Here is a 25,816-nt window from a genome sequence, read left to right as displayed (position 1 = left end):
CGGCATGAGTTCAATCACTGAACCAACACCGGTGATCGCACCCGGCCGGCGAACGCTCGCCGTGGCCTCGTCGGCGCCCCTGCTCGTGCTGACGAACTTCACGGTGCCGACGGTCACGCTGCCCTTGACCGCGCACGAGCTCGGCGCGGGCCCTACCGGACCGGTGTGGATCCTGGGCTCGATCTCGCTCGGCCTGTCGGCACTGCTGCTGGTCTCCGGTGGGCTGGCCGACGACTACGGCCGCAAGCGGGTGCTGGTGGCGGGCACGGCCGTGCTCGCGGGCGCCAGTGTGGTGGCCGCGCTTAGCACGGCGGTGGTGGTGTTCGTGGCGGCCCGGCTGGTGCAGGGCGGCGCGAGCGCGGCGATGCTGGCGGCGAGCCTCGGCATCGTGGGCCACGCCTTCCCCTCGGGGACGGAGCGGGTGCGGGCCACCGGCCGCTACGGCGCGATGATCGGGCTGGGCACCATGGTGGGGCCGCTTTTGTCCGGGGTGCTGGCCGAGGCGATCGGCTGGCGGGCGGCGTACTGGCTGATGGCGGCGTGCGCGCTGGCCCTGGCCGTGGTGTCGGCGCGCACGCTGGAGGAGTCGCGCTCCCCCACGCCCCGGCGGTTCGACGTGCCCGGTGTGGTGCTGCTCAGCCTGGGCGTCGCCGCGCTGCTCACGGGCGTGACCGAGGGCCGTCTCGGCTGGTCGCGGCCGGTGGTGCTGGTGGCGTTCGCGGTGGCGGCCCTGCTGGTGACGGCCTTCGTGCTGGCCGAGCGGCGGCGGGCGGAGCCGCTGATCGATCTGGAGCTGTTCCGGCGGCCGGTGTTCCTGGTGGCGACGGGTGGGGCGCTGGTGGTCGGCGCGGCGGTGGTCGGGCTGCTCACCTACCTGCCGACCGTGCTGCAGACGGCGCACGGCATGACGCCGCTGGGGACCGCGCTGCTGTTCGTCCTGTGGTCCGGGCTGTCGTTCGTGGCCTCGCTGCTGTCGCGATACCTGCGGCTGCCCACGGCCGCGCGGCTGGCGCTCGGGCTGGCGCTGACGGCGCTGGGCTTCGCCGGGCTGCTGGGCCTGGGCGGGGAGTTCGTACCCGCGCTCGTGGTCGGCGGGCTGGCGGTGAGCGGGGTCGGGGCCGGGGTGATCAACTCCTCGATCACCCATCTGGCGATCGAGAGCGTGCCCTCGCATCGGGTCGGCATGGGGTCGGGCGCCAACAACACCGCCCGGTACGTGGGCAGCTCACTGGGGGCGGCCGGGGTGGCGGGGGTCATCGGCGGGCTCGGGGCGCAGCAGGGGGTGGTGGTCGCGGTGGCGGCGTGCATCGCGCTGACGGCGGCCACGGCCGTGGCCGCACTCGTCACCCGCCACTGAGCCACGCCTCTGAGCCACGCCTCTGAGCCATGCCTCCAACTGGAGGACAGTGGCTACCAGCGCCGGGCCCGGCTCAAGGCGTCGAGCAGCACGTCGCGCTCGGCGGCGAACCCTGCCGGGTCCACGCCTTCGCGTTCGGCGCGCAGATGCAGCATGGTCAGCTCGGTCGCCGCCTGCTGGTAGTCGCCCATCGCCTGACCGAGCCCCGCGCCCTTGGCCCACTTGCGCGCCGACCGGCGGGCGGACAGCGTGCTCAGCATCTTGATGTCCGGCGGGGTGATGAGCCCGGTGGGCTGGTACGCGGGCAGGTAGGTGCCTATCTTGGCCACCAGCTGCCTGCGCTCGCGTACGGTCACCAGGACGAGCCCGATGAGCGCTCCCATGATCACCAGGTAGGCCGCGCCCAGCCAGCCGAGCGACTGGAGCGTGGCGGTGCCGTTCCAGAGCCCGTGCAGGAGGACCGCGCCGAGGTAGCCGAGCGGGATGGCCGCGAACCGCGCGGGGCCGCGGCGGGTGAGCGCGTACGCGACGCCGAGCCCGGTCATCGCGGTGTAGACGGGATGACCGAGCGGGTCGATCAGCCCCCTGATCACGAACAGCTGTACGGTCCCGCCCGCACCGTCCTCGGTGAAGGCGTTCACGTAGTAGCCCACGTTCTCGACGGTCGCGAAGCCCAGGCCGGCCATCGAGCCGTAGACGATGCCGTCGGTGAGCCCGTCGATCTCCCGCCTTCTGACCAGGAGCAGCAGCAGCGCCGAGCCCTTGAGCGCCTCCTCGATCACCGGGGCCAGGTAGACCGTCCCCAGCACGTCGACGGTCTGCTCGCCGTAGCCGGCCCTGGCGAACATGGCCTGGCCGGCGAGGGTCAGCACGATGCCCAGCACGATCGCCACGCCCGCGCCCCACGCGAACGCGAAGCCCAGGTGCAGCCCCGGCTCGGGCTCCAGCCGGTCGAGCGAGAGCACCGCCGCGAGCAGGAGCGGCAGGGGCGCCAGCGCCAGCAGCATCGCCAGGCCGAACCCGATCGGGCCGCCGTCCAGCAGGATGCCGACCAGCACGATCACCGCCAGGACGCTCGAGATCACCAGGCAGATCAACAGCGCCTTGCTAGGCCGCTGCGGGAGCGAGGAAGGTCGGGTCCGCAGTGTCATCGCCATACCTCTTTTCGGACGGGCTCCCACTATGTATCGGGCCCGTCGACAGACGCTTGACGATTACTTGCCGACCTTGATCACCTCGCGGCTTCCCGGTAGTAGGGATCGGCGACCCCGTCCGCGTACGAGTACACCTCGCGGCCGTCGACGAAGACCCGCAGCGCCCGGCTCATGATGTCCAGCGGGTCGCCGGACCAGATCACCACGTCGCCGTCGAGCCCCGGACGCAGGGCGCCCACCCGGTCGTCGAGGCCCATGATGCGGGCCGGGTTGACGGTGATGGACCGCAGCGCCACGTCCCGGTCCAGCCCCTCCTTGACCGCCAGCGTCGCCTGGTGGACCAGGAAGTGGATCGGCACCACCGGATGGTCGGTGGTGATCGCCAGCTCGACCCCGGCGCGCGCGAGGATGCCCGGATTGCGCAGCGAGCGGTGCCGGAGCTCAACCTTGGAACGGCTGGTGAAGAGCGGTCCGATGATGACCGGAACGCCGCGCTCGGCCAGCACGTCGGCGATCAGGTGCCCCTCCGTACCGTGGTTGATCACCACCCGGTAGCCGAACTCGTCCGCCAGCCGCAGCGCGGTCGCGATGTCATCGGCCCGATGCGTGTGCTGGCACCAGGGCAGCTCGCCGTCGAGGACCCGTACGAGGATCTCCTGCGTGGCGTCGCGCTCGAACGGCTTGCCCTCGTCGTCGGCCGCGGCCCGCCTGGCCCGGTAGTCCTGCGCCTTCATGAACGCGTCGCGGATCACCGCCGCCACGCCCTGGCGGGTGGCGGGCAGCCGGTTCTGGTCGCCGTAGACGCGCTTGGGGTTCTCGCCGAGGGCGCTCTTCACGCTCACCGGCTCCCGGACCAGCATCTCATCGACGGTACGGCCCCAGCACTTGACCGCCACCGTCTGGCCGCCGATGGGGTTGGCCGATCCCGGCTTGATCACCGCGGTAGTGACGCCGCCGGAGAGCGCGTCGGCGAAGCCCAGGTCGGCCGGGTTGATGGCGTCGAGGGCGCGCAGGCGGGCGCCGTTGGGGTCGGTCTTCTCGTTGGTGTCCTGGCCGGCCCAGCCCTCGGCCTCCTCGTGCACGCCCAGGTGGCCGTGCGCCTCGACGAAGCCCGGCAGCACCCAGCCACCGGCCGCGTCGACGACAGGGGTCCCCGGTGGTATCTCGACCTCGCGGCCGACCGCGGCTATCTTCCCGTCCTGGATCAGCACGGTGCCGCCCTCGATCGGGTCGCCATCGACTGGCACGACATATCCGCTGGTGATCGCGAGATTCATAACAGCAACCTACATTGGCCGATATTTCGACATATAGCAGACAGGGCGCTTCGCTCCTTGACCAGGGCTTGGGTAGGGTTTCGACAACAGGAAAAGGAGAATGAATTGGCCGAGGATCAGGCCGCCTACGAGCCCGGCCCCAGCAGCCTGCCGGACGAGGACCTGTCCCACCTGCTCAGCCAGCAGCGCTTCGGCGCGCTGGCCACGCTGGACGCCAACGGCCGCCCGCACCTGTCGACCGTCGTGTACGACTGGGACTCCGACCAGCGGGTGGTGCGCGTCGCGACGGTCGACGGCCGGCTCAAAGTACGCCAGCTGCACAAGGACCCGCGCGCCGCCCTGTACGTGGCCAGCGACGACTTCTGGTCCTACGCCGTGGCCGAGGGCCTGGCCGAGCTGTCGCCGGTGAGCGTCGAGCCCGGCGACGAGGTGGGCCGGGAACTACTGGCCATGCGGTCGGGACGTCCGGCGGGCCTCGAAGACCCGGTCGGCGCGGCCGCGTTCCTGGGTCAGGCGGTCGCGGACCGGCGGCTGGTGATCAGGCTCCGGGTGTCCCGGCTGTACGGAACGTCGCTGCCGGCGCCGCCCGCCGAATAGCCCGGCGCCTGTTGTAGGCCACCACCGCGACCACGGCGAGGATGAGCGCCAGATCAATGGCGGCCGACCAGCGCATGGCACCGGTGTGGTCGCCGCCGGCCGAGGCCGCGAAGAAGACCGCCCCGATCACCGCGACCCCGCCCGAGCCGCCGAACTGCTGGGCCGTACTGAGGAAGCCCGAGCCGATGCCCGCCTGGTGCGGCGCGACCTCCACCAGCGCCGCCCCGATGAGCTGCGGGATCACCAGGCCGTTGCCGAGTCCCACGAGCACCAGCGCGGCCATGATCCACGGCAGCCCGGCCCCCGCCATGCCCAGCAGCAGCGCCAGGCCCGACGCGGTCACGAGTCCGCCGATCATGACGACGATCAGGCCGTACCTCCCGACCAGGCGGGTCCCCAGCAGCGAGGTGATCGTGAACAGCACGCCCATCGGCGCGAACGCCAGCCCGGCCTGGAACGCGGTGAGCCGCAGCCCGCCCTGGAGCAGCAGCGTCAGTGTGAACATGAACGAGGCGAAGTAGGCCATGAACGCGGTGATCGCGCCGACGCCCGCCAGGTAGGAGTGCACCTTGAGCAGCGCCAGGTCCAGCACCGGCTGACCGCCGCGCCTGCCCAGCACGTACTGCCAGCGCAGCGTCAGGCCCAGGAGGGGCAGGCTCGCGCCGATGCAGATCCACGTCCAGGCGGCCCAGCCCGCGCCGTTGCCGAGGCCGAGCGGCACCAGGACCAGCGCCAGGCCGACGGCCAGTCCGGCCGCGCCGAGCAGGTCCAGCCGCGCGCGCCCGGCCGGCTCGACCCTGGGCAGCAGCCAGGCGGCCAGCGGCACCACGACCAGGCCGACGGGCAGGTTGATCAGGAAGATGACCCGCCAGCCGAGCCCGAACAGGTCGGCCGACAGCAGCAGCCCGCCCAGCACCTGGCCGGCGATCGAGCCGAGACCGCCGGCCGCGCCGTACCAGCCCACGGCGCGGCGGCGCTCGTGCGGCGGGAAGACCGCGGAGATCATGGCGAGCACCTGCGGCACCATCGCCGCACCGGCCAGCCCCTGCAGCAGGCGGGCGGCGACGAGCTGGGCCGGATTCAGCGCGATCCCGCACAGCAGCGACGCGATCGTGAACGCGACCACGCCGCCGATGAACATCCGCCGGTAGCCGTACCGGTCACCGAGCCGCCCGCCGGTGATCATGCCCGCCGCGTAGGTGAAGGCGTAGCCGCCCACGATCAGCTCCAGGGCGGCGGGGCTCGCGTGCAGCTCGCGTTCGAAGGACGGCGCGGCGACGTTGACCACGAAGAAGTCGAACTGGGCCATGAACCAGGCGGACAGAAGCACGGCCAGCGTCCCGCCGAATCTCATTCCAACCACGCTAGTGGGGTGGCCCCCAAGGGTTTCCCGGGGGGTTCGTCCCACGACCGTCTCGATCCTTGGGACGGTTTGTTGTGGCTGGGGTCCTTAGGAGGGATAGCTCCTCCGGAGGAGAAGAGGAACCGACCCGTGGTGGCTGGGGTCTTTTGGGAGGGATATCTCTTTCGGGGGAGAAGGGAACCGGCCCGTGGTGGCTGGAGTCTCTCGGGCGGGATACCCCGTCCGGACGGATGTCCGTGGGCGCCGCGTCAGGGCCTTGCCGCTGGCGGGGATCGGGTGGGGCGGGCAGAGTGAAGGCATGGATCATCTTTCCCACTTCGGCCGTGAGATCCGCGCGTTCGAGGCGGCGTGCCGGGACGCTGACTCCGGTCTGGTGCCTTCCTGTCCGGGCTGGGGCGTGCCCGATCTTGTCATGCATCTGGGCGGCGTGCACCGCTACCTGGTGTGGGTCATCGGCGACCGTCTCACCGAGCAGCCGGACCCCGCGGACCTGTCCTTCCTCGGTCTGCCGGCCGATCCGGTGGGCTGGCCGGATCCGGCGGGGGCACCGGCGACCGGGCCGCTGGCGGCCGGGCTGCTCGACTGGTTCGCGGAGGGCGCCGTCAAGCTGGAGGCCGCGTTCGCCACGACGGATCCGGACGTGCCGGTGTGGACGTGGTCGGGTGAGCAGAGCGTCGGGTTCTGGTTGCGGATGCAGACGATCGAGGCGGCCATCCACCGCTGGGACGCCGAAATGGTGGCGGGGATCGCCGGGCCGATGGACGCGGAGCTGGCGGCCGACGCGGTGGGGCAGACGTTCGAGGTGATGGCCCCGGCCCGGCGGGCCTGGACGGCGGCGCCGCCCGGAGCGGGAGAGACGTACGGCTTCCGGCAGAGCGACGGGCCGGGGCGGTGGACGGTCCGCTTCGACGGGGCGGACGTGAGCCTCGTGGACGAGACCGACATGAGCCTCACAGAAGGGCCCGACGTGAGCCTCATAGAAGGCGCCGACGTGAGTCTTGTGGAATCGGGCGGCTGCGACGTGGAGGTGGTCGGGACCGCGTCGGACCTCATGCTGTTCCTGTGGCACCGCATCCCGTACGAGCGGCTCGATGTGCACGGTGACCGGGCCGTGCTCGACCGATACTTCACCCTCGTCCCGCCCGTCTGAGCGATCCTCCGGCAGGTGGCGTACGCCGTTCAGTCCAAGGTGTCGCCCAGTGATTCCAGGAGCTCCTTGAGCTCGCCGGCCAGGGCGGCGCGCCGGGGCTCGGAGAGCGCGGCGAGCAGCCGGCGCTCGGTCTCGACGTGATCGGGCAGCGCCCGATCGATCAGCTCCCGTCCCTCCTCGGTGAGGGCGACATACACGACTCGGCCGTCCTTCTCGCTGGGCGTACGGGAAACCAGGCCCCGGGACTGGAGACGGTCGAGGCGCTGGGTGATCGCCCCCGAGGTGACCATGGCCGACTTCATGAGCTCGGCCGGGGTCAACGACCGTCCATTGCGCCGCAGCGTGGCGAGCACGTCGAACGACGCCGAGTCGAGTCCGTGAGCGCTGAACGTACGGGTCAGCTCCGTGCCGATCAGCCGCGACAACCGTGACAGCCGCCCGATGATCGCCATCGGCGACACATCCAGGTCAGGCCGCTGCTCGGCCCACTGCTCCAGCACCCGGTCAACATGATCAGTCACAATCTCACTCTATCGGATGTCTTAGCGGTGAGATACATTGTCTTAGTGCTAAGAAATCGACTTGCCCTGATCATGGTGACCGCGCTGGCCCCGGCCATCTGGGGGACCACCTACCTCGTCACCACCGAACTGCTACCGCCCGGCCGCCCGCTCCTGGCCGCGGTCGTCCGGGCCCTGCCCGCCGGGCTGCTCCTCCTCCTGCTCACCCGGCGCCTGCCGCAAGGGGTGTGGTGGTGGCGCGCGTTCGCGCTCGGCGCGCTCAACATCGGGCTGTTCTTCGCGCTGCTGTTCATCGGCGCGTACCGGCTGCCCGGCGGCGTGGCCGCGACCATCGGCGCGGTGCAGCCCCTCCTGGTCGCCGGTCTGTCCTCCGGTCTGCTCGGCGAGCGCCTGTCCGCGCGTACGGCGATCGCCGCCGTGGCGGGTGTGGCCGGTGTCAGCCTCCTCGTGCTGCGGGCCGACGCCCGGTTGGACGCCGTCGGCATCGCCGCGGCGGCCGGGGGCGCGATCGTCATGGCCACCGGAGTCGTCCTCAGCAAGCGGTGGACCTCACCGGCGCCCCTGCTCGCGACCACCGGCTGGCAGTTGGTGGCCGGCGGCCTGCTGCTGCTCCCGGTGGCCCTCCTCGTCGAGGGGCCGCCGCCCGCCACTCTGACCCCGGCGAACCTGACCGGGTACGCCTACCTCGCCGTCATCGGCTCGGCCGTCGCCTACTCCCTGTGGTTCCGCGGGATCCGCGCCCTCTCCCCCACCCACGTCACCTTCCTCGGCCTGCTCAGCCCGTTGGTCGCCACCGCCCTGGGCTGGCTCGCCCTCGGCCAGTCGCTCACCGTGGCCCAGATCGTGGGCGGGCTCGTCGTCGTGGCGGCCCTCATCGCGGCCCAGACCAGCCGCCCTCGTCGCGGCCCAGACCCCCGCAACGACCCAGACCCTCGTAACAGCCCAGAGCAGAAGCCGCCAGGTCAGGCGGACGCGCCCGCTCGTGATCGTCTGATCCCCGCACCCTGACCGTCCGATCCCCACCCCCTCATCTCCCGCTGCTTCTCAAGGAGAAATCATGCGCATCACCGTGTTCGGAGCGGCGGGCGGCGTCGGCGCTCGTGTGGTCGCCGAGGCGCTGTCCCGTGGCCACGAGGTCACCGCCGTCGTACGCGACCCGGCCCGCTTCCCGTCACTGCACCCCGGCGCCCATCCCCAGGTCGGCGACGCCGCCCATGTCGAGGACGTGACCAGGCTCGGCACCGGTCAGGACCTCGTGATCAGCGCGACCCGCCCGCCCACCGGCCGCGAGCACGATCTCGTCACGGCCGCCAAGGCGCTGCTGACGGGGCTCGCGGGGACCGGCGTCCGGCTGCTGCTCGTCGGCGGGGCGGCCGGGCTGACCGTTCCCGGGTCCGGCGGGCGTACCGTGCTCGACGACCCGCGCTTCATGTCCGACGCCTACCGAGACATCGCGCTGGCCTGCAACGACCAGCTCGAAGTCTGCCGCGCGGAGACCGGCGTGGACTGGGCCTACCTGAGTCCGGCCGCGGTGCTGGCGCCGGGCGAACGTACCGGCGTCTACCGGCTGGGCGCCGACGAGCTGCTCATGGATGCCGAGGGGAACTCGGCGATCTCCATGGAGGACCTCGCGGTCGTGCTGCTGGACGAGGCGGAACGGCCCAGGCACCACCGGGTCAGGTTCACCGCCGCGTACTGACGCCACCCGGCGGCAAACGGCTCTTCATGAGCCGCAGTCCGGTCAAGACGCACCACGTGTACGCGAAACTGGGTGTCGCGAACCGTACCGAACTGGCCAAATCAGCAGCATCAGCGGTTCCCGACCAGCCGTGTGGTCTCGTCATCGGCGGGGAAGTACGCCTCGACGGCGACCCCTTCGAGCGTGATGTCGAACGCCGCGCCGAACGTCGTGATCGTACTGAAGAAGCAGAGCTCGTCCCCCCGATGCGTGATCCGTACGGGCAGCGCGATGTCGGCGGGGTCGGGCAACGGCGCCTCGCCATCGTCTCCATAGGTCAGCAGCTCCTCGTAGAGCGCGCTCAGCCCCGGGTCCCCCGCACGGGCGACCTGCCTGGCGAGCCGGGGCAGCAGGAACCCGCGGACCTGCGCCAGGTTCCGCACGCGCGGCGCGAACCCGTCCGGATGCAGGCCGAGCCGCATCATGTTCACCGGCGACTCCAGGAGGGCCGGGTCCACGTCGTCGAGGAAGACGTTCATGGCGTCGTTGGCCAGCAGCAGGTTCCACCGGTGGTCCAGGGCCATCGCCGGATACGGCTCGTGCCCGCGCAGGATCCGCTGGAGCGCCTCGTGCGCCTTGCCCAGGTCGGGGTCGTCAAGCGGGCGCTCGGGGTAGATGGGCGCGTACCCGGCCGCGAGCAGCATCCGGTTGCGCGCGCGCAGCGGCACATCGAGTTGCTCGGCCAGCCGCAGCACCATGGACCGGCTGGGGATCGTCCGCCCGGTCTCGACGAAGCTGACGTGGCGCGCGGACACCTCGGTCTGGAGGGCCAGGTCGAGCTGCGTGAGGCCGCGCCGGCGCCGCCAGTCCCGCAGCAGCTCCCCTATCGGCTGATCCATGTGCATAGTGGCCGGTTCTACCTGGTCTGCCGGGGTGGTGTCGATTACCTGCCATGTCATGCCCCGTCCCGTTGACGCCCGATTTTAGACAGTTTACAAGTCTTTGACCGTTTTGTTAGTGTTCGTCCCGCCTAATCCACTCACCTGCGTGGAGCCGGGGACCCAAGTTCCCTCTGGGGCGAATCGGCATTGCCGTAGGGCCACTTCCAGGCCCGAGCCCGTCAGCTAACCCGGTAGGCCGTATGGAAGGACACAGCAGTGGCTCCCCTCGCCATCTGCCTGGCGACCGCCGTCGCCGGGCTCACTCTGGCCGCTCCAGCTCACGCCGACCCCACCACCCCTACCGGCCCCACCACCACTGTCGGCCCCACCACCTCTACCGGCACCGAGAGCAAGCCCGTCCAGCAGACGAGCCAGACCACTCCGGCCTGGAAGGTCGCCCTCAAGTTCGCCATGAAGAAGCGCGGTATCCCGTACGTCTGGGGCGGGACCAGCGACAGCGGCTACGACTGCTCCGGGCTCATGCTCAAGGCGTACAAACACGCCGGGATCGAGCTGCCGCGCACCACGACGGAACAGTACGCCGCGTTCTCCAAGAAGATCTCCTGGGCCCACCTCAAGCCAGGTGACCTGGTCTTCTTCCACGGACTCGGGCACGTGGGGATGATCTCGAAGCCCGGATACATGGTGCACGCGCCGCACACCGGAGACGTGGTCAAGGAGGAGAAGCTCTCCGACTGGCGCAGGGACTCCTTCGCGGGCGCCGTACGGCCGGACCCCAAGGGCGTACGGCTCTCCATCGAGCAACGCAAGACCACCATGCTCACCGCCGGCCTGCGGCCAACGGCGGAGTCCCTGCAGATCAAGGTCCGGTAGCGCCCCGGCTCAGTGACGGAAGCCGTCACGGCGTGCGGAACCCCCGGAAGGTCACGGGCTTGCGGGTCTCGAAGCCGAGCCGCTCGTAGAGGGCGATCGCGCCGGTGTTCGCCTCGGCTACGTGGATGAAGGGCCGTTCGTCACGAGCCACGATCCGCGCGACGAGCGCACTGACCAGGCGGGCGGCATGGCCTCGCCCGCGTGCCTCGGGGGCGGTGCAGACGGCGCTGATCTCGGTCCACCCCGGTGGCCGGAGTCGCTCACCCGCCATCGCCACCAGGGTGCCGTTGTCGCGGACGCCGAGATAGGTGCCGAGTTCGCGGGTACGCGGCCAGAACGGCCCCGGCTTGGCCCGCGCGACGAGGTCGAGCATCTCGGGCACACTGTCCCTGCCGAGTTCGACCACCTCGGTGCCGGTCTCGGCAGGGCGGCGGCCGCCGCCGGACCAGGTCATCTGGCGGCCTTCGAGGACGAAGACCGGCTCCCAGCCCGGTGGTGGCACCGATGCGCGGCTGAACATGTCGGCGAGCTCGCCTCGGCCGAGCAGCCGGGCGAGGTCGGCCCACTCCTGCGGATCCGGGTCGGCGGACACCCCGGAGAAAGTCGCGACATCCGGCTGGTAAGTGGCCGCGCTGCCGAGCCGACGGGCATGGTGCGCGTGGTGACCGCGCAGAGATGCGCCCACCGGGTCATCGAGTGCGGTGGCGTCCCGGTTCGCCATGGTGCCGTGCCTCTCATGTCGTACGGGGCTGACGCTTGCCCAGCTGGACAGCGATCAGGTCCAGCCGGTCATCCTACGGGCACAAGGCTCATCACTGACCATTTGGGCATCGGAGCTGGGGTAAGGCGATGAGCCTACGCGGGTTGCGCCATTACATCCCAGGTAATCGACACCACCCGGCGGCCGCTGTCAGCGTTCTCCCATGACGAGCAGCAAAGAACTGATCATGGCCGGCTTCGCGGAGTTCGCCGCGGGCAACATCGAGGTGCTCCAGACGCTCCTGAGCGAGGACTTCATCGAGCACAGCCCGGGCAACCCGTCGGGCAGGCGCGCCTTCATCGACTTCATCAGGGACTCCCCGCTGGCCAGCTCCCGGCTGGAGCTCAAGCGGGTCGTCGCGGAAGGCGATCTCGTGGTGATGCACTATCACCTGATCCCTCGGGAAGGGGGGCGCGGGCTGGCGGTCGCGGACTTCTGGCGGATCGAAGACGGCCTGATCGCCGAGCACTGGGACGTGGTTCAGCCGGTCCCCGAACCGCAGGAAGTGCCACACGGCATGTTCTGACACGACTCCCCCGGCCCGGTGAGCCATCACACGGGCAGCCGGGTTCCTCAAGGAAGCGGCTCGGCGGCGCCCGGTGGCCAGATGCCGACGTCCAGGAGCTTGTGGGCATAGGAGTACGCCACGAGCTGGCTCCGGTTGCTGCAGGCGAATCGGTCGAGGAGCTTGCTGATCCGCTCCGCCACCGTATATCTGCTGAGTTGCAGCTCGCGGGCGATTCTTGTCGTCGTGTATCCCCTGGCCAGCAGGACGATCAGCCGCGTGTCGCGATCGTTGATCAGATCGTCGAAAACAAGATCCATAGCAAGTCCCGATTCGGATCGCCTTGGCCAGAGGCGCCTCTGGTGAAAGCACCTCTGTGTGCAAGCTAGAAGCGTCTGCTTAATCAGCGGTATGGCCGGACCATGCGAGCGGTTAAGGATCGGCCCTGGCCAGCTGCCCTTGGAAAATCTCCTCGTAGAGGTTCCTGAGTACGGGGCTGGGGTCGATGCCGAGTTCGGCCACGAGATGCCGGCGTACGGTCTCGAACTGCGAAAGCGCCTCCGGCGCACGGCCGCAACCGGCGAGCGCGGTCATCCTGGCCGCCACGAGCCGATCGCGCGCGGGAAAGAAGGGCACCAGGTCGTCGAGCCTGTTCAGCACCTCGACGTGATCGCCCCGCTCGATCTCGAGTTCCGCCCAGTCCTCATTGACCGTGAGGTACAAGTCGGTGAATCTGCCGACCGCCTCATCGACCAAGGCGACACCCGAGAACTCCGCGAGCGGCTGACCGCCCCACAGGCGCAGGGCGTCATCGAGCACGGTCAACGCGGCATCGGCGTCGCCCCTGCGCCGCATGTCGCGGCCGGCGCCGGCCAGCCGCCGGAACCTGAGGAGGTCGAGTTCGTCCGGCCCGGCGTCCAGCCGGTATCCCCAGCCTTGGTAGGAGATCCGATCCCCGAAGCTCCTGCGCAACACGGAGACGTAGACCTGCAGGTTCTTGCGTGCCGTGGGGGGTGGTCGTTCTCCCCACAATGAGTCGATCAGCTGGTCCGTCGGAACCACCTGGTTCGGGCGGGAGAGCAGGATGGCGGCCAGCAGCCGCGCCTTCCTGGCGCTGACGTGCACGATCGCGCCGTCCACCCGCACCTCGAGCGCGCCGAGCACGCGGGCGTCCAAGCGCGCGGTCACGACTTTGGCCCGCTTGATCCGGTCGGTGCCCAGCGCCAGGAATCCGGCCAGATCGATCGTCGCCGAACCCGCCCTGGCCACCTGACGGTGGAGCGTACGCACTGTGGACAGCGTGGCGATGGAGACGTCGTCGACACCGGCCTTCGCCTCGAACCACCGCCAATCGCCGTCGCGATTGACTTCGAGGAAGACCGGTCCCTGCCTGGTCAGCAGGAAGTCGAAGGCGCCGTAGCGCAGGCCCCAGATCCCGGCGAGCCGGTGCACCGCCTCCACCACGGGCTCCGGCGCCGCCGCTGGAGAGACCGTGACCGACGCCTCGTCGCGCCAGATCGCCTCCGGCGACGGTTTGCCGACGCGGAAGGCCCGGATCTCGCCATCCACGAAGTAGACGCGCAGCTCCGCCCAGTGGTCGACGTACTCCTGGACGATCATGGGCGCGTCCCGCGCGGGCAGCTTCCTGGCCGCGACGCCGGTCACGATCTCCGGGAAGACCCCGTGCAGGGTGCCTGGTTCGGTCTCGACGAAATGCTGGTCGAGGGCCTTGACGATGACCCGGTCGCTGGCCAGCGCCGCGCTCGCCGCCCCCAGGTCGGTCGTGGCGATCGTTCGCGGGGTACGGACCCCTGCCTCCGCCGCGTCGTCCAGCTGAACCAGCCGCCCCAGATCACTGCCACCGGGCAGCCGGGCGGCTGACAGCGACGACAGCTGGTCGATGAGGGCGGCCCACGAGTCGGCCCGGAACAGGGACGGCGCCGAGCCGTTCTCCCCCCGCACGGCCCGCGGCGAGAAGTGCCGTACCCAGGTGACGGTGGGGATGATGCGGCGCCCGTTCACCGTCAGCGAGCCGTCGTCGAGCCGGGTGAGGATCCGCAGGTCGCCGATCGACCCGGCGTCGATCCGCACGCTCGGCACGCCGAGTGTGCGCAGCCCGCGCTGGAGCACGGCGAACTCGTTGATCCCCGCACGGTCCACGAGGACCACGCACGGCAGGGCGGTCGCCGGGTTGGTCTCCTCCGGGACCTGCCAGGTCACGCCGGGACTGCCGGCCGGCATGCGCAGGGTGTACGGAACGCGCGAGTGAACCGGGTCCATGTGCCGATGATGATCACACGCGGCGTGATCACACAACGTGCCCTCTGTCGTTCGGCATAACGTCCCGGATAGCCCACGTTTGTGGGGTTGTGTCACCCGCTGATCGCCGGTCCATACTCGACCTGCAACACATCTCCAGCAGCCGACAACCTGCACATTTGGTGAAGCGGGAAGTGAAGGGTGGTGCCGTGTCGAGCGATGTGGTGACGGCCGCGGGGCTGACCAAACGCTATCGGCGCAGCGAGAGACCGGCAGTGGACGATGTCTCGTTCGAGATCGCGCGGGGAGAGACGATCGGGCTCCTAGGGCCCAACGGCGCCGGGAAGACGACCCTGATCAAAATGATCTGCGGGGTCACCACCCCTACCTCCGGCCAGGTCCGCGTCTTCGACGCCGATCCGGTGCGCCAGCCGGTCGCCGCCAAGAGCGGCATCGGGGCGATGCACCAATCAGGCCCGTTCGACATGATGCTGCCGGCGCTGGACAATCTGCGGATCGCCGCCCGATTCCGCGGCCTGAAGTGGCGTGCCGTGCGGCCCTGGGCGCTGGAACTGGCGGAGTTCCTCAGCTTGACGGAGGCCCTGCCGCGCTTCTGCTTCCAGTTGTCGGGCGGCCAGCGGCAGCGGTTACAGCTGGTACGGGCGTTGCTCACCATTCCGCGGCTGCTGATCCTCGACGAGCCGTCCGCGGGACTGGACGTGGTGGGGCGGCGGCACATCGAGCGTTTCGTGACCTGGCTGCGCGAGGAGCACGGCGTGACGGTGCTGTGGACCAGTCACCACATCGACGAGCTGGAACGCAACAGCCAGCGGGTGATGGTCATCAACCACGGACGGGTGCTGCGCTTCGCCAAACCGCGCGAACTCGTCGAGGAGTTCGGCACCACCCACCTGCTGGTGACCCTCGATGATCCCGCGGCAGGCCTGGTGGTGGCGGCCTGGGCGGAGCTGGCCGGGCTCAAGGCCACGACCGAGGAGTCGGACGTACGCATCCACGGTGCGCGAGCGCGGGAGGTGCTGCCGGAACTGTCGCGGCACTGCCTGGACCACGGAGTCGCGATCTCCGGCGTCTCGACCGTCACGGACTCGCTGGAGCAGGTCTTCCTCCGGATGACGGACGTTGAGGACTGACGTTGAGGACGGACGTTGAGGACGGACGTTGAGGACGGACGTTGAGGACTGACACCGAGGACTGATCCCGACAAAAGGGGAAAACGTGGCCGCCAAGCTGGCATTCGACAACACTCCTCCGACCGGGACCCCGAAGGCGGCCGACCTGTCCGCGGTGCTCTACCGCGAGTACGCGCTGCTCGCCCGCAACCGGGTGTATCTCATCCTCGGCCTGGCCCCGATGCTGATCTACCTGCTGCTCGTGAACACCTCGCTGGGCAACCTCCTCAGAGTCGTCCACTACAAGGGCGTCGACGTACCGTTCACGATCTTCCTGCTGCCCATGACGCTGGCGATGTCGGTCGTCAGCGCGGCGGGGACGTCCGGCATGGCGGTGTTCCAGGAGGAGATGAGCGGCGCGGCGACGCAGCTGTGGTCCTACCCGTTGCGCCGGTCGCGGTTCCTGCTCGGCAAGGTGATCGCGGGAGTGTCGCTGGTGCTGGGACAGGCGCTGCTGGCCCTCGGCGTGGCGGTGCTCATCTTCGCGTTGCCGTTCGACCTGCAAGCCTGGGTCGGCCTGCTGTCGACGCTCACGCTGGCCGCCCTGGCCTTCAACGGGCTGTATCTGGCGACGGCCATCTTGATCACCGACTACCAGGTCTTCATGCTGCTGTCGAACGTGTCGATCCCCGTTCTCGTGTTCAGCGCCCCGTCGCTCTACCCGATCGACAGCATGCCCACCGTGCTGCAGTGGGTGGCGATGATCAACCCGCTGACGTACGCGATCGACGGCATGCGCAACGCCGCGTTCTTCGGTTTCGCCGACGCGTGGCAGGACCTCCTGGTGCTGGCCGTACTGGCGGCCATCAGCTACACCGTGGGCGGCCGCGCCCTGATCAAGCGCGCCCGCAACATCTGATCTCGTCAAGGGCAGGGGACGATGCGGACAGACAACTCCTCTCTCTCGTGGCTTCTGTCGCGGTCCGACCGGTCCAAGGTCCGGCTGCCGGGCACGGACAGAGCGCACGACCCGACGGCCACGCTGGAGATGGCCGGCCGGGCGGCCCGGATGGTCGGGATCACCAGGGTCGCGGACATCACCAGGCTGGACACCATCGGAATCCCGACTTTTCAGGCGATCAGACCGACTTCCCGGACGCTCGCCGTGTCTCAGGGGAAAGGGATCACGCCCGAGCTGGCGAAACTGTCCGCGATGATGGAGGCCGTCGAGCTCTGGCATGCCGAACAGCCCATGACGCCGGTGACGACCGCGCCTCCGCGAGACGTCAGCGGGCAACTGGGCTATGACGTCCGTGACCTCCCGCTCTCCCCGCCGACCGTGCTGCATGACGGGCTGCCGCTGGACTGGGTCGCCGGCCGGTCGCTGGTCGACGGCTCGGAGCGGCTGGTTCCCAGGGAATCGGTGGGATTCTCCCTCCTGCGCAAGACCGGCTGGAACCCGCCGGTGTTCTTCGAGTCGACCAATGGCCTGGCGAGCGGGAACACGCTGGTCGAGGCCGTTCTGCACGCGCTGTACGAGGTGATCGAGCGGGACGCCGTGACCACGGCGATGACCGGCGGCGACAAGGGCGTCCTCGTCGATCCGGAGACGCTGGGGTCGCCGGTCGTCGACGAGCTGTGCGGGATGCTCACGCGGGCCCGGGTCGGTCTCGAGGTCAGGTCCCTGCCGTCGCCCACCGGGTTACCGTGCTTCCTCGCCCGGATCTCCTGCGACGACTATCCACCCGCGTTCATGGGATTCGGCTGCCACCTCGGCTCGGAGATAGCGCTCACCCGGGCCGTCACCGAGGCCGCGCAGGCCAGGCTCGGCTACATCTCGGGTGCGAGAGACGACCTCCATCCGGGCGTCCACGACGGCGCGCGGCACCGGGCCGCGCCCGCGGCGGACACCGGCGAGGCGATCCCGAAGCTGACGGCCCACCAGAGCCTGGTCGATGACCTGGCGGACGTGGTCGGGCGGGCCGCGGCCGCGTTCTCCGCCGCCCCGCTCGTCATCGATCTGACGAGGGACGAGATCGGCGTCCCGGTGGTCAGAGTGGTGGCGCCGGGCAGCCGCGTCACCCCGGAGGTGTTCTAGTGAGCCGCCAGAAGACAGAGGTGTTCTTGTGAGCCGCCAGAAGACGGTCGTCTACGCCGGGCCGACGATCTCGCACGACGAGGTCCGCGCCGTGCTTCCCGAGGCACAGGCGCGGCCGCCGGTGGCCCGGGGCGATCTCCTCAGGCAGGAGTGGAGCCGGGAGGACACCGCCGTCATCATCGACGGGTATTACCGGGAACGGCTGTCCGTGGGCCACAAGGAGATCCTCTGGCTGCTCAACGAAGGCGTGAACGTCATCGGGGCGGCCAGCATGGGGGCGCTGCGGGCGGCGGAGCTGAGCCCGTACGGCATGCGGGGCGTCGGGTCGGTCTTCCGCATGTACGCGAGCGGCGAGGTCGACGGGGATGACGAGGTGGCGGTCCTGCACGGGCCCGCGGAGCGGGGATATCCCGCTGACACGGTGGCGATGGTCAACATCCGCTACGGCTGCCAGGAGGGTGCCAAGAGCGGCCTGGTTCCGGCGGCGACCGCCGAGCGAATCGTCGAAGCGGCGAGGTCGAGGCCCTTCGTACAGCGGACCTGGCGCGAGCTGGGAGAGGCCCTGGGCCCGGACGCCGGTGACGCGCTGAGCACGCTGGAGCGGAAGATCGGCACGGGTGAGTGGGACCTGAAGCGACTGGACGCGATGGCGGCCCTGGAAGCCGTCGGCGGACACCAGGCCGAAGCGCCCAGCGCGTGGACGGCCGAACCCAGTACGTGGGCGGCCGAGGCGGCTCTGACGGGGATCACCCACTATGAGGCGCTGGCCTGGCGGTCGATGCGCGAGTACGCGCCGGGCAGGTGGATGTCCGATCTCGATGTCCTGGACGCGGCGCGGCTGTTCGGCCAGGACTACCCGAAGCTGCACGAGGAGACCCTGACCGGCCTCTTGGCGGACTTCGCCGCCGCGCGGGGCCTGGGGCTGGAGGCGTACACGCGCGCCAGACTCGGCGTCGATGACCGCGCCGACCTGCCGCACGTCCTCGCGCCCTGGCTGGCCGAGACGGAGCGGGCCGCCCTGCCCGTCGCCGAGCAACTCCGGTTGGTCATGGTGCGGGTGTGGCCGGTCTGGCAGTCGGAGGATTGGCGGCCGATCATCCTGGAGCGGATCCGGGAATCGAGCCGCTGGCCCGAGTGGTCCGACATCGTGGCCCGTGCCGACGAGATCGCGGAACAGAGCCTCGGCCGCGTGGTCATCCCGGCGCCGGCGATCTGCGGACGGATCTTCTCCCGTCACTGGAACGGCCCGGGAACGACCGCGGAGGTCGAGCTGGCGCGGCGCGGGTTCCTCAGCATGGCGGATCTGGGACAGACCGCCGCCAGGTTCTTCGCCCTGGACGTGCACAAGGCCAAGGGGCGATGAGCGCGACCGGGCTTGAGCAGGCGTTCGACCCGAGCGCCTCGCGGCACCGCCGGGACCCGCACCCGCTCTTCCACCGCATGCGCGAGCGGGCGCCGGTCTACCGCCACGCCCCGGCCAACGGTCGCGTGTCCTGGTATCTGACCCGCTACGCCGACGTGCAGCGCGCGCTGCACCACCCGGACATAGGACGCGAGCTCGACCGGCTGCCCGGCGAGCTGGCCGCCTCTCACCGCCGGTGGGAGAACGACCCGCTGGCGATGGTGCGGCGGAACATGTTCAACCTCGACCCGCCCGACCACACCCGGCTGCGGCGGCTGATGGCGCCCGCGTTCGGTCCCCGGACGGTGGCGGCGCTGGAGCGGCGCATCGATCAGGTCGTCGGCGAGCTGGTCGACGACCTGGCGGCCGCCGGCGACGGAGCCGACCTGATCGAGCTCCTGGCCCTGCCGCTGCCGATCCTGATCGTCGCGGACCTGGTCGGCTTCCCGATCGGCGACCGGGGCCGGCTGCGCGGGTGGAGCGACGACATGCTGCGCAGCCGGGACGCGGCGCTGGTGCGCCGCACCGGAGTCGCGTTCGTCGCCTACGTCAACGAGCAGCTCGACGAGCGCCGGGCCCATCCGGGCGCGGACCTGCTGTCCCAGCTCGTCCGGTCAACGGAGATCACGCACGCCGAGCTGGTGTCCAGCGTGTTCCAGTTACTGCTGGCCGGGGACGAGACGACGGTCAATCTCATCGGCAACGGAGTCCTGGAACTTCTACGCCATCCTGACCAGCTCGAACGCCTCCGCGCCCAGCCGCAGCTGATCGACTCCGCGGTGGAGGAGGTCCTGCGGTTCAACGGCCCGATCGGGCACTCCCGGCCGCTGTTCGCGCTGGCCGACGTGGACATCGGGTCATCGGTGATCCCCCAGGGTGACATCGTCGTGCCGGTGCTGCTGGCCGCCAACCGCGACCCGGCGGTGTTCGACCGGCCGGACGTCTTCGACATCGGCCGCGCCCCGAATCGGCACCTGGGCTTCGGCCACGGAATCCACTTCTGCCTCGGTGCCGCGCTGGCCCGGCTGCAGGCCCGAGCCGCCATCGGCGCGCTGGTGCGCCGCTTCCCCAGCCTGGCCCTGGCCGTCGATCCGGCCGAGCTGGAGTGGACGCCGGACCTGTTCCTGCATGGTGTACGCCACCTGCCGCTGCTGTTGGAGAAGAGCCCATGATCAAGGGGTACGCGGAGCTGTCCCGTATGGCGTTCGGCTACGCCGGCTCGCAGATCCTGTACGCGGCCGTCCGCCTGGGCATTCCGGAGGCCCTTGCCACCGGCGCGCTGCCGGTCGAGAAACTGGCGCACGCCATCGGGGCCGACCCACGAGCGCTGGAGCGGCTGTCGCGAGCCCTGGTGGTCCTGGGCGTGGTCGACGAGGTGGCGCCGGGACACCTCGCGCTGGCCGAGCTGGGTCAGCCGCTGCGCGCCGACCACCCATGGTCGATGCGCTCCAGCGTGCTGCTGCTCGGCGACCCCGCGACCTGGCAGGCATGGGGGGCGTTGACCCACAGCGTACGAACGGGTGCGGCCGCCTTCGACCACGTGCACGACCAGCCGCTCTTCGACTACCTCGCCGGCCATCCGGGCCTGTCGGAGATCTTCAACACGGCCATGCGCGAGGGCACCGAGCGCGTCGCGTCAGAGGTCGCCCAGGCGTACGACTTCACCGGTGTCCGCACCGTGGTCGACATCGGGGGCGGAAACGGCGCGCTGCTCGCCGCGGTGCTGGCGGCCACGCCCGGCGCTCAGGGCATCCTGTACGACACCGCCGACGGCGGGGCGTCCGCCACTGAAACGTTCAGGCGAGCGGGACTGTCGGATCGGTGCACCAGGCAAGTGGGCGATTTCTTCGAGTCCGTGCCCGAAGGCGATCTCATGCTGCTGAAAGGCGTCCTGCACGACTGGGACGACCAGCGCTGCACCGCGCTGCTGCGTAACTGCCGCGCTTCGATCGCGACGGGCGGGCGCCTGCTGGTGCTGGAACCGGTGCTGCCGGCCAGACTCGGCACCCCGGAGGCGGCCGGCGTCGTCATGAGCGACATCGCCATGCTCGTCTACACCGGCGGCTGGGAACGCGACCGGGCCGAGTTCCACGCCCTGCTCGCGGCCGGCGGGTTCGACCTGGCCGACGTCACAGCGCCGCTGCGGGGTTCGGCGATCCGGATCCTCGTCGCGGATCCGTCCTGAGGGCCGATCCTCCGGTTGTCCGCCTCGACGTCCCGATGTCCCGGCACATGGCCCGATTGTCCGGTTGCCGTCCCGACAACGCGGACTACAGACAGTCATGAGTACTTCTCACATGCGGTCGGCCGACGTGAGTAACCCCGCTGCTCTGGCTGTCCGGGAAGCGGACGCGCATAGTGTGCCGGTCGAGCAAACGGGCTCAAACTCGGGTGGTCAGGTGGCGCAACCGATTGACGCGAGCCCTGCCGGCGAGGCCATGCCCATTCTGCGGGTCGTCGTGGGCGAGCCGGACCGGGTGGTGCGCGCCAGGCTCAGGAGCGTGCTCCACATGGGCAACGGCATCTATGTGGTGGGCGAGGCCGGTGCCGCCGACCGGCTGGGCGATCTGGTCGTCAGGCATCGGCCGAGGGTGGCGGTGGTGAACGCGGCGCTGCGGCAGGCGGACGGCGTGGAGTTCGCCCGGATCGTCGCGGCGCAGGCGAGGAACGGGATGCGGGTGGTGGTGGTCTCCGAAGCGCTGGACGAGGAGTTGCTCGGACGCGCGCTACGCGGGGGCGCGGGCGGTTTCGTGCACCGGGCGTCGCTGGTCGAGGAGATCGTGCCCGCGATCCGGCTGGTCGCCGCCGGGCACACGTTCATCTCCAGCTCGATGATCACGCGCCTCCGTGATCGCATCGCCGCGGTGACCACCGGGGTCGATCATCGGCTCGCGGAGCTCACCCGCCGCGAGGCCGAGGTGCTGGCGCTCGTCGCGGCCGGCCTGTCGAACGCCGGTATCGCCGACAAGCTCGGCATCGGCACCGGAACAGTCCGTTCGCACCTGGCGCGCATCCTCACCAAGCTGTCGGCGGCGAACCGGGCGCACGCGGTCGGCATCGCCTACGAATCCGGCTTCATCACCGCAGGCTCGGCTCACGGCCGCCGCGCACGCGGTTGAGCGCGTCCCACCACGCGTGCAGCGCGGGGTACTGCATGACGGCTTCCCGCGTGGTGAGAAGGGGATCCGGTTCTCCCGTCAGCGCCCGTGCCACTGCCGATCCGTCTTTCTCGGCCCGTACGGGCATCAAGGTCTGAGTGCGGAAGAAATCGGCGGCCAGCTCCGGGCTGCTCAGCAGGGCCCGCGTCCTGCGGGCGAGAATCTCGCGCTCGAACGCGGTCGCTTCCCGCCTGGCCGGCCCCGAGTCCCCCGCGACCGCCATCCGCCCGGCCGGTTCCGCCTCCTCCGCGACCGTCATCCGCCCACGCGGCCCCGCGTCCTCCCCGACCGCCATTCGCCCGGCGGGTCCCGCGTCCTGCGCGAGCGCCATCCGCCACGACGATTCCGCCTCCGCCGTCATGGCCGCCTGCAGTTCGGCGGAGGCGGCCGGATCGAGCCCGCGCCGCGTCAGCTCCCTGTCCAGCCGGAGCGTGCTCAGCGCGGCGACCGACATCCCGTGCGAGTGAACGGGATTCACCGCGACGACCGCGTCGCCGATCGCAACGAAGCCGGCGGGCAGGCGCGCTCGTTCGAAGTACCTTCGCCTGTTCGAGGTGTCACGATACGGCCGGATGCCGCTGAGCGGTGTGGCCGCCGCCATGAGGTCCGCCACGATCGGATCGCGCAGCGAGCGCGCGAAGTCCGCGAAGCCCCGCTCGTCCGCGGGCGGCTCGCCGCCCCGGGTGCCGGTCAGGGTGACGATCCACCGGCCGTCCTCGATCGGGAACAGCGTCGCCCCCTGGCCCGGCCGCCCCGCCACCGGACGCGGGTGCAGCATGATGGCCGGCATCTCGCCGGTGAGTTCGGCGGGCGCCTGATAGACCCTGGTGGAGTAGGCCAGCCCGGTTGAGACGGTCGTCTCCTCGATCTCCGCCCCGCCGAGCTCGGCCAGCCACCGTGGCGCCTTCGATCTGCGCCCGGTCGCGTCGACGACGAGATCCGCCTCGATCGTCTCCGGCGCGGCGCCCTCACGGCTGACCGAGACTCCGGTGACCCGGCGCGCGTCGCCCACCAGGCCGAGCGCCCGCGTGCCCGTCCAGGTCGAGACTGCGCCCAGCGCCCGCTTCCGTACCACCTGGTCCAGGAGGCCCCGGCTGCAGGAGATGAGGTACGCCCCGGTGTCCAGCCGCCGGAACCACCCCACCGCGGCGAGGATCAGCGCGTCGCCGGGCAGGCGGCGGTGATGCGCGCCGCGCGCGAAGAGCTCTTCGAGAGTCCCCGGAAGCAGCTCCTGCAGCGCCCGTGCGCCACCGGCCACGAGGACGTGGCTGTGCTGTGACTGGGGTAGTCCCCGCCGGGCACGGGGAACGGACGGATAGTGATCGTTCTCGACCACGATCACGTCGTCCGCGTGCCTGGCGAGCACGACGCCGGCCAGCGATCCCGCGAAGCCGCCGCCGAGGACGACCGCTCTGGTCATGCAGGGTGCTCTTCGATCAGACCCCGTTCGATCATGCTGCCGAGGAATTCCTGTACGTCCTTCAGCACGCGGACGCTCATCGCGAGGTTGTCGCCGGCGAACTCATGGGACAGCTTCGCGACGATCGGCTCCCGCTCCCCGTCGCTCGCGACGAGCTCCCATATCCGGGAACCGGTCTCGTTCAGGGTGTGGAAGTCCCCGGTTTCGGCGTGATAGAGCGAGATGCCCCCCGCGGTCTCCTGCCAAATCACCGAGTCACTGATCTGGAGTGACACACTCCACCTCCTCTATACCGGCGTTATGGGAAGCAGCTCGCGGACCTTGACGGCCTCGGCTGAGGGGCGAACGTAGGTCTTCCAGTCGTCGAAGACCGGATGGACGTCGTCGTTGACGAGCAGGCGGGGCGTCTGCATTTCCGGATCCTCGGCGAGTTCCGCGGGGTCGACGCCGGATTCCAGCCAGAGCTGCGTGACGATGCCGTGCCGCAGGATCCTGCACTGATGACGGCTGTTGCGCCGCAGGTCTCCCGACTCCGCCATGTGAGAGGCGCGGCAGCCTCCGCCGCAGGAGGACTTGATGTAGCACTTCGCGCAGTCGGCGTGGTAGTCGCCGCCGAACACGGAGCTCGTCCGCATGTCGTACAGGACCGGGCTGCCGAAGATCTCCGCCAGGGATTGCCGTCTCACGTTGCCCGCGAAGTGTGAGCGTCCCGTGACGAGCTTGCACGGGTAGACGTCGCCCAGCGAGTTGATGTAGATCTCGTTGCCGCCCATCCCGCAGTTGGCCTTCACCGAGCACAGCTTCAGCGTCTTCGGCCCGTCCGGGAGCAGCTTGCCGGCGACGGGTGAGGTCCAGGTGAGCTGCTGGATCCGCAGATGGTCGTCCCAGCCGAAGTCGTACTCGTCGCTCTCTCCCCGGCCCAGGTTGTTGTGGTACATCAGCCGGATGCTGTTCACCTCGATCCCCTCCATGAACGAGGCGAAGCCTTCGAGCTCCTCGACGTTCTCCGAGGTGACGATATGGTTGATCAACGGCACGACGCCCGCGTCGTTGAGCAGCTTCAGGGCCTTGTGGGTCTTGGCGAAGGAGCCGGCGCCCCGCGTGCGGTCGTGCGTCTCGGCCGTGCCGCCGTCGACGCTCACCGTGACGCTGCCGAACAGCTCGGCGAACCGCTCCGCCATCGCGGGAGTCCTGATCATGGTGGCGTTGGTGATGATGTTCGACGTCAGGCCGCTCCGGTTGGCATGCTCCACGATCTGGAACAGGTCTTTCCTGAGCATGGGCTCGCCGCCGGTGAAGACCACGGTGGAGGCGCCGAAGTCGGCGATCTGGGAGACCAGGCTGAGCGACTCCTCGGTGTTGAGCTCACCCGGCAGGCACTTCTCCGAGGACGCGTAGCAGTAGGGGCAGCGAAGGTTGCAGCCGTCGGTGATGGCGTAGTACGCCATGCGGAGCGGCGGCTCCTTCAGCTTGATCCGCGGATGGTTGCCGTTGTAGTAGACGATCCAGCTCAGAATGAGTTTGGCGAGGACCCGATCGGTCTCGTCGGTCTCTTCGAGCCGCGCGTTGGGCCGGGTCAAGGCTCGCAGGACGCCGAACTCACGCGAATCGAGGACACACCGACCGCCGGAATGCGGATTGACGACCAGATGATTACCGGCGTGCATGAAGTAGGTAAGGTCTTCTGGTACGTAGAACAACGCGTGGTTCCGGGCCAGCTTCCCAGACATCCAGTTCCCTTCACGCTCTCAGCGGCAGGCGCGGCCCCGGCCTTGTCCGGCGACAGGTGACCGGGGCCGCACCCGTGAGCCGTCGGACTAGGGGTTCGGCTTGGTCGGGGTGGACCCGGACCCGGACCCGGACCAGGCTCCGCACAGGCACGACGCTTCGGGGGACTCGTTGTGCACCTCGACCTCGGGCGTTGCCCACTGGCCGCCCGCCATGACCACGGGCAGTGCGGCGGGAAGCTTGTCCTTCAGCGAGATGAGCAGGTCGGTTTCCTCTTTGGTCAAGGTGGCGAACGCCGCCTCGACTTCCGCGGCGATCGGGTCGTGCAGGACGCCGGCTTCGCGCAGGGCTTCCTTCGGATCGAAGGCCATGCCTTCACCTCTCCGTCTTAAGGGGGACGCGTTGCAGGTCGAGTATCGGCTGGCGATGCGGAGGCGACACAACCCCACAAATGTGGGCTAAACGCCTTTCACCAGGCAGAGCG

At 70.0% G+C, this 25,816-nt stretch carries 26 protein-coding genes and 1 riboswitch; of the genes, 14 read left to right on the top strand and 12 right to left on the bottom strand.

The features are described from left to right. Positions 1-4 precede the first annotated feature (4 nt). Positions 5-1,357 carry an MFS transporter gene (locus AB0J16_RS28735; RefSeq protein WP_358544947.1) on the top strand — a complete coding sequence of 451 codons (1,353 nt, stop codon included), beginning with the start codon at positions 5-7 and terminating at the stop codon, positions 1,355-1,357. Positions 1,358-1,410: 53 nt separating this feature from the next. On the opposite strand, the gene AB0J16_RS28730 is transcribed toward AB0J16_RS28735, so the two are convergent. Together AB0J16_RS28730 and AB0J16_RS28725 are read right to left on the bottom strand one after the other, a co-directional pair. Continuing rightward, a complete protein-coding gene (locus tag AB0J16_RS28730) occupies positions 1,411-2,508 on the bottom strand; it encodes a PrsW family intramembrane metalloprotease (RefSeq protein WP_358544945.1) in 1,098 nt (365 codons plus the stop codon). An 80-nt stretch (positions 2,509-2,588) separates the two neighbouring features. Then, positions 2,589-3,788 (bottom strand): amidohydrolase, encoded by a 1,200-nt coding sequence (locus AB0J16_RS28725; protein ID WP_358544943.1) that lies wholly within the window; start codon positions 3,786-3,788, stop codon positions 2,589-2,591. Between the two features lie 105 nt (positions 3,789-3,893). Between AB0J16_RS28725 and AB0J16_RS28720 the strand changes: the two genes are divergently transcribed. After that, positions 3,894-4,385, top strand: a complete 492-nt coding sequence (locus AB0J16_RS28720; RefSeq protein WP_358544942.1) for a TIGR03618 family F420-dependent PPOX class oxidoreductase — start codon at positions 3,894-3,896, stop codon at positions 4,383-4,385. Here the strand turns inward: AB0J16_RS28720 and AB0J16_RS28715 are convergent. Beyond that, positions 4,327-5,739: an MFS transporter gene (locus AB0J16_RS28715; RefSeq protein ID WP_358544940.1), complete on the bottom strand. Its 1,413-nt coding sequence runs from the start codon at positions 5,737-5,739 to the stop codon at positions 4,327-4,329. The two genes, AB0J16_RS28720 and AB0J16_RS28715, sit on opposite strands and share 59 nt — an antisense overlap. Before the next feature lie 307 nt (positions 5,740-6,046). Between AB0J16_RS28715 and AB0J16_RS28710 the strand changes: the two genes are divergently transcribed. Continuing rightward, positions 6,047-6,898, top strand: a complete 852-nt coding sequence (locus AB0J16_RS28710; RefSeq protein WP_358544938.1) for a maleylpyruvate isomerase family mycothiol-dependent enzyme — start codon at positions 6,047-6,049, stop codon at positions 6,896-6,898. 29 nt (positions 6,899-6,927) lie between these two features. Here AB0J16_RS28710 and AB0J16_RS28705 read toward each other — a convergent pair whose 3' ends face one another. Further along, a complete protein-coding gene (locus AB0J16_RS28705; RefSeq protein WP_358544936.1) occupies positions 6,928-7,419 on the bottom strand; it encodes a MarR family transcriptional regulator in 492 nt (163 codons plus the stop codon). Between the two features lie 45 nt (positions 7,420-7,464). On the opposite strand from AB0J16_RS28705, the gene AB0J16_RS28700 reads away from it, so the two are divergent. Together AB0J16_RS28700 and AB0J16_RS28695 are read left to right on the top strand one after the other, a co-directional pair. After that, positions 7,465-8,427 (top strand): EamA family transporter, encoded by a 963-nt coding sequence (locus AB0J16_RS28700; protein ID WP_358544935.1) that lies wholly within the window; start codon positions 7,465-7,467, stop codon positions 8,425-8,427. A gap of 49 nt (positions 8,428-8,476) precedes the next feature. Beyond that, positions 8,477-9,118 (top strand): NAD(P)H-binding protein, encoded by a 642-nt coding sequence (locus AB0J16_RS28695; protein ID WP_358544933.1) that lies wholly within the window; start codon positions 8,477-8,479, stop codon positions 9,116-9,118. Positions 9,119-9,228: 110 nt separating this feature from the next. On the opposite strand, the gene AB0J16_RS28690 is transcribed toward AB0J16_RS28695, so the two are convergent. Then, positions 9,229-10,056 (bottom strand): helix-turn-helix transcriptional regulator, encoded by an 828-nt coding sequence (locus AB0J16_RS28690; protein ID WP_358544932.1) that lies wholly within the window; start codon positions 10,054-10,056, stop codon positions 9,229-9,231. 58 nt (positions 10,057-10,114) lie between these two features. After that, a riboswitch (cyclic di-AMP (ydaO/yuaA leader) is annotated at positions 10,115-10,251 on the top strand. A gap of 3 nt (positions 10,252-10,254) precedes the next feature. On the opposite strand from AB0J16_RS28690, the gene AB0J16_RS28685 reads away from it, so the two are divergent. After that, positions 10,255-10,872: a C40 family peptidase gene (locus tag AB0J16_RS28685; protein ID WP_358544931.1), complete on the top strand. Its 618-nt coding sequence runs from the start codon at positions 10,255-10,257 to the stop codon at positions 10,870-10,872. 25 nt (positions 10,873-10,897) lie between these two features. Here the strand turns inward: AB0J16_RS28685 and AB0J16_RS28680 are convergent, their stop codons facing one another. Next, positions 10,898-11,593, bottom strand: coding sequence for a GNAT family N-acetyltransferase (locus tag AB0J16_RS28680; protein ID WP_358544929.1), 696 nt, complete (start codon positions 11,591-11,593; stop codon positions 10,898-10,900). Between the two features lie 202 nt (positions 11,594-11,795). On the opposite strand from AB0J16_RS28680, the gene AB0J16_RS28675 reads away from it, so the two are divergent. Further along, positions 11,796-12,158, top strand: coding sequence for a nuclear transport factor 2 family protein (locus AB0J16_RS28675; RefSeq protein WP_358544927.1), 363 nt, complete (start codon positions 11,796-11,798; stop codon positions 12,156-12,158). 47 nt (positions 12,159-12,205) lie between these two features. Here AB0J16_RS28675 and AB0J16_RS28670 read toward each other — a convergent pair whose 3' ends face one another. Next, positions 12,206-12,457, bottom strand: a complete 252-nt coding sequence (locus tag AB0J16_RS28670) for a LuxR C-terminal-related transcriptional regulator (RefSeq protein ID WP_358544926.1) — start codon at positions 12,455-12,457, stop codon at positions 12,206-12,208. Positions 12,458-12,569: 112 nt separating this feature from the next. Continuing rightward, the gene (locus tag AB0J16_RS28665) at positions 12,570-14,417 is read right to left on the bottom strand and encodes a BTAD domain-containing putative transcriptional regulator (protein WP_358544925.1); all 1,848 of its coding nucleotides are present in this window, start codon (positions 14,415-14,417) and stop codon (positions 12,570-12,572) included. Between the two features lie 188 nt (positions 14,418-14,605). On the opposite strand from AB0J16_RS28665, the gene AB0J16_RS28660 reads away from it, so the two are divergent. From AB0J16_RS28660 to AB0J16_RS28630, 7 genes are all read left to right on the top strand, one after another. After that, positions 14,606-15,547 (top strand): ABC transporter ATP-binding protein, encoded by a 942-nt coding sequence (locus AB0J16_RS28660; RefSeq protein ID WP_358544924.1) that lies wholly within the window; start codon positions 14,606-14,608, stop codon positions 15,545-15,547. An 85-nt stretch (positions 15,548-15,632) separates the two neighbouring features. Continuing rightward, positions 15,633-16,445: an ABC transporter permease gene (locus tag AB0J16_RS28655; protein ID WP_357648416.1), complete on the top strand. Its 813-nt coding sequence runs from the start codon at positions 15,633-15,635 to the stop codon at positions 16,443-16,445. A 21-nt stretch (positions 16,446-16,466) separates the two neighbouring features. Next, positions 16,467-17,624, top strand: a complete 1,158-nt coding sequence (locus AB0J16_RS28650) for a YcaO-like family protein (protein ID WP_358544923.1) — start codon at positions 16,467-16,469, stop codon at positions 17,622-17,624. Positions 17,625-17,652: 28 nt separating this feature from the next. Beyond that, the gene (locus AB0J16_RS28645) at positions 17,653-18,987 is read left to right on the top strand and encodes a TfuA-like protein (protein WP_358544922.1); all 1,335 of its coding nucleotides are present in this window, start codon (positions 17,653-17,655) and stop codon (positions 18,985-18,987) included. Continuing rightward, positions 18,984-20,198, top strand: a complete 1,215-nt coding sequence (locus AB0J16_RS28640; protein WP_358544921.1) for a cytochrome P450 — start codon at positions 18,984-18,986, stop codon at positions 20,196-20,198. The genes AB0J16_RS28645 and AB0J16_RS28640 overlap by 4 nt, the downstream gene beginning before the upstream one ends. Then, positions 20,195-21,211, top strand: coding sequence for a methyltransferase (locus AB0J16_RS28635; RefSeq protein ID WP_358544920.1), 1,017 nt, complete (start codon positions 20,195-20,197; stop codon positions 21,209-21,211). The genes AB0J16_RS28640 and AB0J16_RS28635 overlap by 4 nt, the downstream gene beginning before the upstream one ends. Before the next feature lie 214 nt (positions 21,212-21,425). Then, complete coding sequence (locus tag AB0J16_RS28630) at positions 21,426-22,145, top strand: response regulator transcription factor (protein ID WP_358544919.1); 720 nt, start codon at positions 21,426-21,428, stop codon at positions 22,143-22,145. Here AB0J16_RS28630 and AB0J16_RS28625 read toward each other — a convergent pair. The 4 genes from AB0J16_RS28625 to AB0J16_RS28610 all read right to left on the bottom strand — a co-directional run bounded on the left by AB0J16_RS28625 (position 22,105) and on the right by AB0J16_RS28610 (position 25,703). Continuing rightward, complete coding sequence (locus AB0J16_RS28625) at positions 22,105-23,604, bottom strand: FAD-binding protein (protein WP_358544917.1); 1,500 nt, start codon at positions 23,602-23,604, stop codon at positions 22,105-22,107. The genes AB0J16_RS28630 and AB0J16_RS28625 overlap by 41 nt on opposite strands. Then, positions 23,601-23,879, bottom strand: a complete 279-nt coding sequence (locus tag AB0J16_RS28620; RefSeq protein ID WP_225288903.1) for a PqqD family protein — start codon at positions 23,877-23,879, stop codon at positions 23,601-23,603. The genes AB0J16_RS28625 and AB0J16_RS28620 overlap by 4 nt, the downstream gene beginning before the upstream one ends. Positions 23,880-23,891: 12 nt before the next feature. Beyond that, positions 23,892-25,334, bottom strand: a complete 1,443-nt coding sequence (gene stsB / locus AB0J16_RS28615; RefSeq protein ID WP_358544916.1) for a StsB family radical SAM/SPASM domain sactipeptide maturase — start codon at positions 25,332-25,334, stop codon at positions 23,892-23,894. Positions 25,335-25,421: 87 nt separating this feature from the next. Then, the gene (locus tag AB0J16_RS28610; protein WP_358544915.1) at positions 25,422-25,703 is read right to left on the bottom strand and encodes a StsA-related sactipeptide RiPP; all 282 of its coding nucleotides are present in this window, start codon (positions 25,701-25,703) and stop codon (positions 25,422-25,424) included. Positions 25,704-25,816 lie beyond the last annotated feature (113 nt).

This window comes from Nonomuraea sp. NPDC049750 (assembly GCF_040659625.1).
Classification (GTDB): Bacteria; Actinomycetota; Actinomycetes; order Streptosporangiales; family Streptosporangiaceae; genus Nonomuraea.
Note: the sequence above shows the minus strand (reverse complement) of the source record. Positions and strands in the feature narration are given on the sequence as shown.

What these genes read in the sequence shown, in the direction of transcription:
- AB0J16_RS28695 (WP_358544933.1), top strand. Translation starts at nt 8,477, where the DNA reads ATGCGCATCACCGTGTTCGGAGCGGCGGGCGGCGTCGGCGCTCGTGTG.
- AB0J16_RS28690 (WP_358544932.1), bottom strand. Translation starts at nt 10,056, where the DNA reads ATGACATGGCAGGTAATCGACACCACCCCGGCAGACCAGGTAGAACCG.
- AB0J16_RS28680 (WP_358544929.1), bottom strand. Translation starts at nt 11,593, where the DNA reads ATGGCGAACCGGGACGCCACCGCACTCGATGACCCGGTGGGCGCATCT.
- AB0J16_RS28670 (WP_358544926.1), bottom strand. Translation starts at nt 12,457, where the DNA reads ATGGATCTTGTTTTCGACGATCTGATCAACGATCGCGACACGCGGCTG.
- AB0J16_RS28640 (WP_358544921.1), top strand. Translation starts at nt 18,984, where the DNA reads ATGAGCGCGACCGGGCTTGAGCAGGCGTTCGACCCGAGCGCCTCGCGG.
- AB0J16_RS28625 (WP_358544917.1), bottom strand. Translation starts at nt 23,604, where the DNA reads ATGACCAGAGCGGTCGTCCTCGGCGGCGGCTTCGCGGGATCGCTGGCC.
- AB0J16_RS28665 (WP_358544925.1), bottom strand. Translation starts at nt 14,417, where the DNA reads ATGGACCCGGTTCACTCGCGCGTTCCGTACACCCTGCGCATGCCGGCC.
- AB0J16_RS28610 (WP_358544915.1), bottom strand. Translation starts at nt 25,703, where the DNA reads ATGGCCTTCGATCCGAAGGAAGCCCTGCGCGAAGCCGGCGTCCTGCAC.
- AB0J16_RS28730 (WP_358544945.1), bottom strand. Translation starts at nt 2,508, where the DNA reads ATGACACTGCGGACCCGACCTTCCTCGCTCCCGCAGCGGCCTAGCAAG.
- AB0J16_RS28725 (WP_358544943.1), bottom strand. Translation starts at nt 3,788, where the DNA reads ATGAATCTCGCGATCACCAGCGGATATGTCGTGCCAGTCGATGGCGAC.
- AB0J16_RS28715 (WP_358544940.1), bottom strand. Translation starts at nt 5,739, where the DNA reads ATGAGATTCGGCGGGACGCTGGCCGTGCTTCTGTCCGCCTGGTTCATG.
- stsB (WP_358544916.1), bottom strand. Translation starts at nt 25,334, where the DNA reads ATGTCTGGGAAGCTGGCCCGGAACCACGCGTTGTTCTACGTACCAGAA.
- AB0J16_RS28675 (WP_358544927.1), top strand. Translation starts at nt 11,796, where the DNA reads ATGACGAGCAGCAAAGAACTGATCATGGCCGGCTTCGCGGAGTTCGCC.
- AB0J16_RS28735 (WP_358544947.1), top strand. Translation starts at nt 5, where the DNA reads ATGAGTTCAATCACTGAACCAACACCGGTGATCGCACCCGGCCGGCGA.
- AB0J16_RS28650 (WP_358544923.1), top strand. Translation starts at nt 16,467, where the DNA reads ATGCGGACAGACAACTCCTCTCTCTCGTGGCTTCTGTCGCGGTCCGAC.
- AB0J16_RS28635 (WP_358544920.1), top strand. Translation starts at nt 20,195, where the DNA reads ATGATCAAGGGGTACGCGGAGCTGTCCCGTATGGCGTTCGGCTACGCC.
- AB0J16_RS28710 (WP_358544938.1), top strand. Translation starts at nt 6,047, where the DNA reads ATGGATCATCTTTCCCACTTCGGCCGTGAGATCCGCGCGTTCGAGGCG.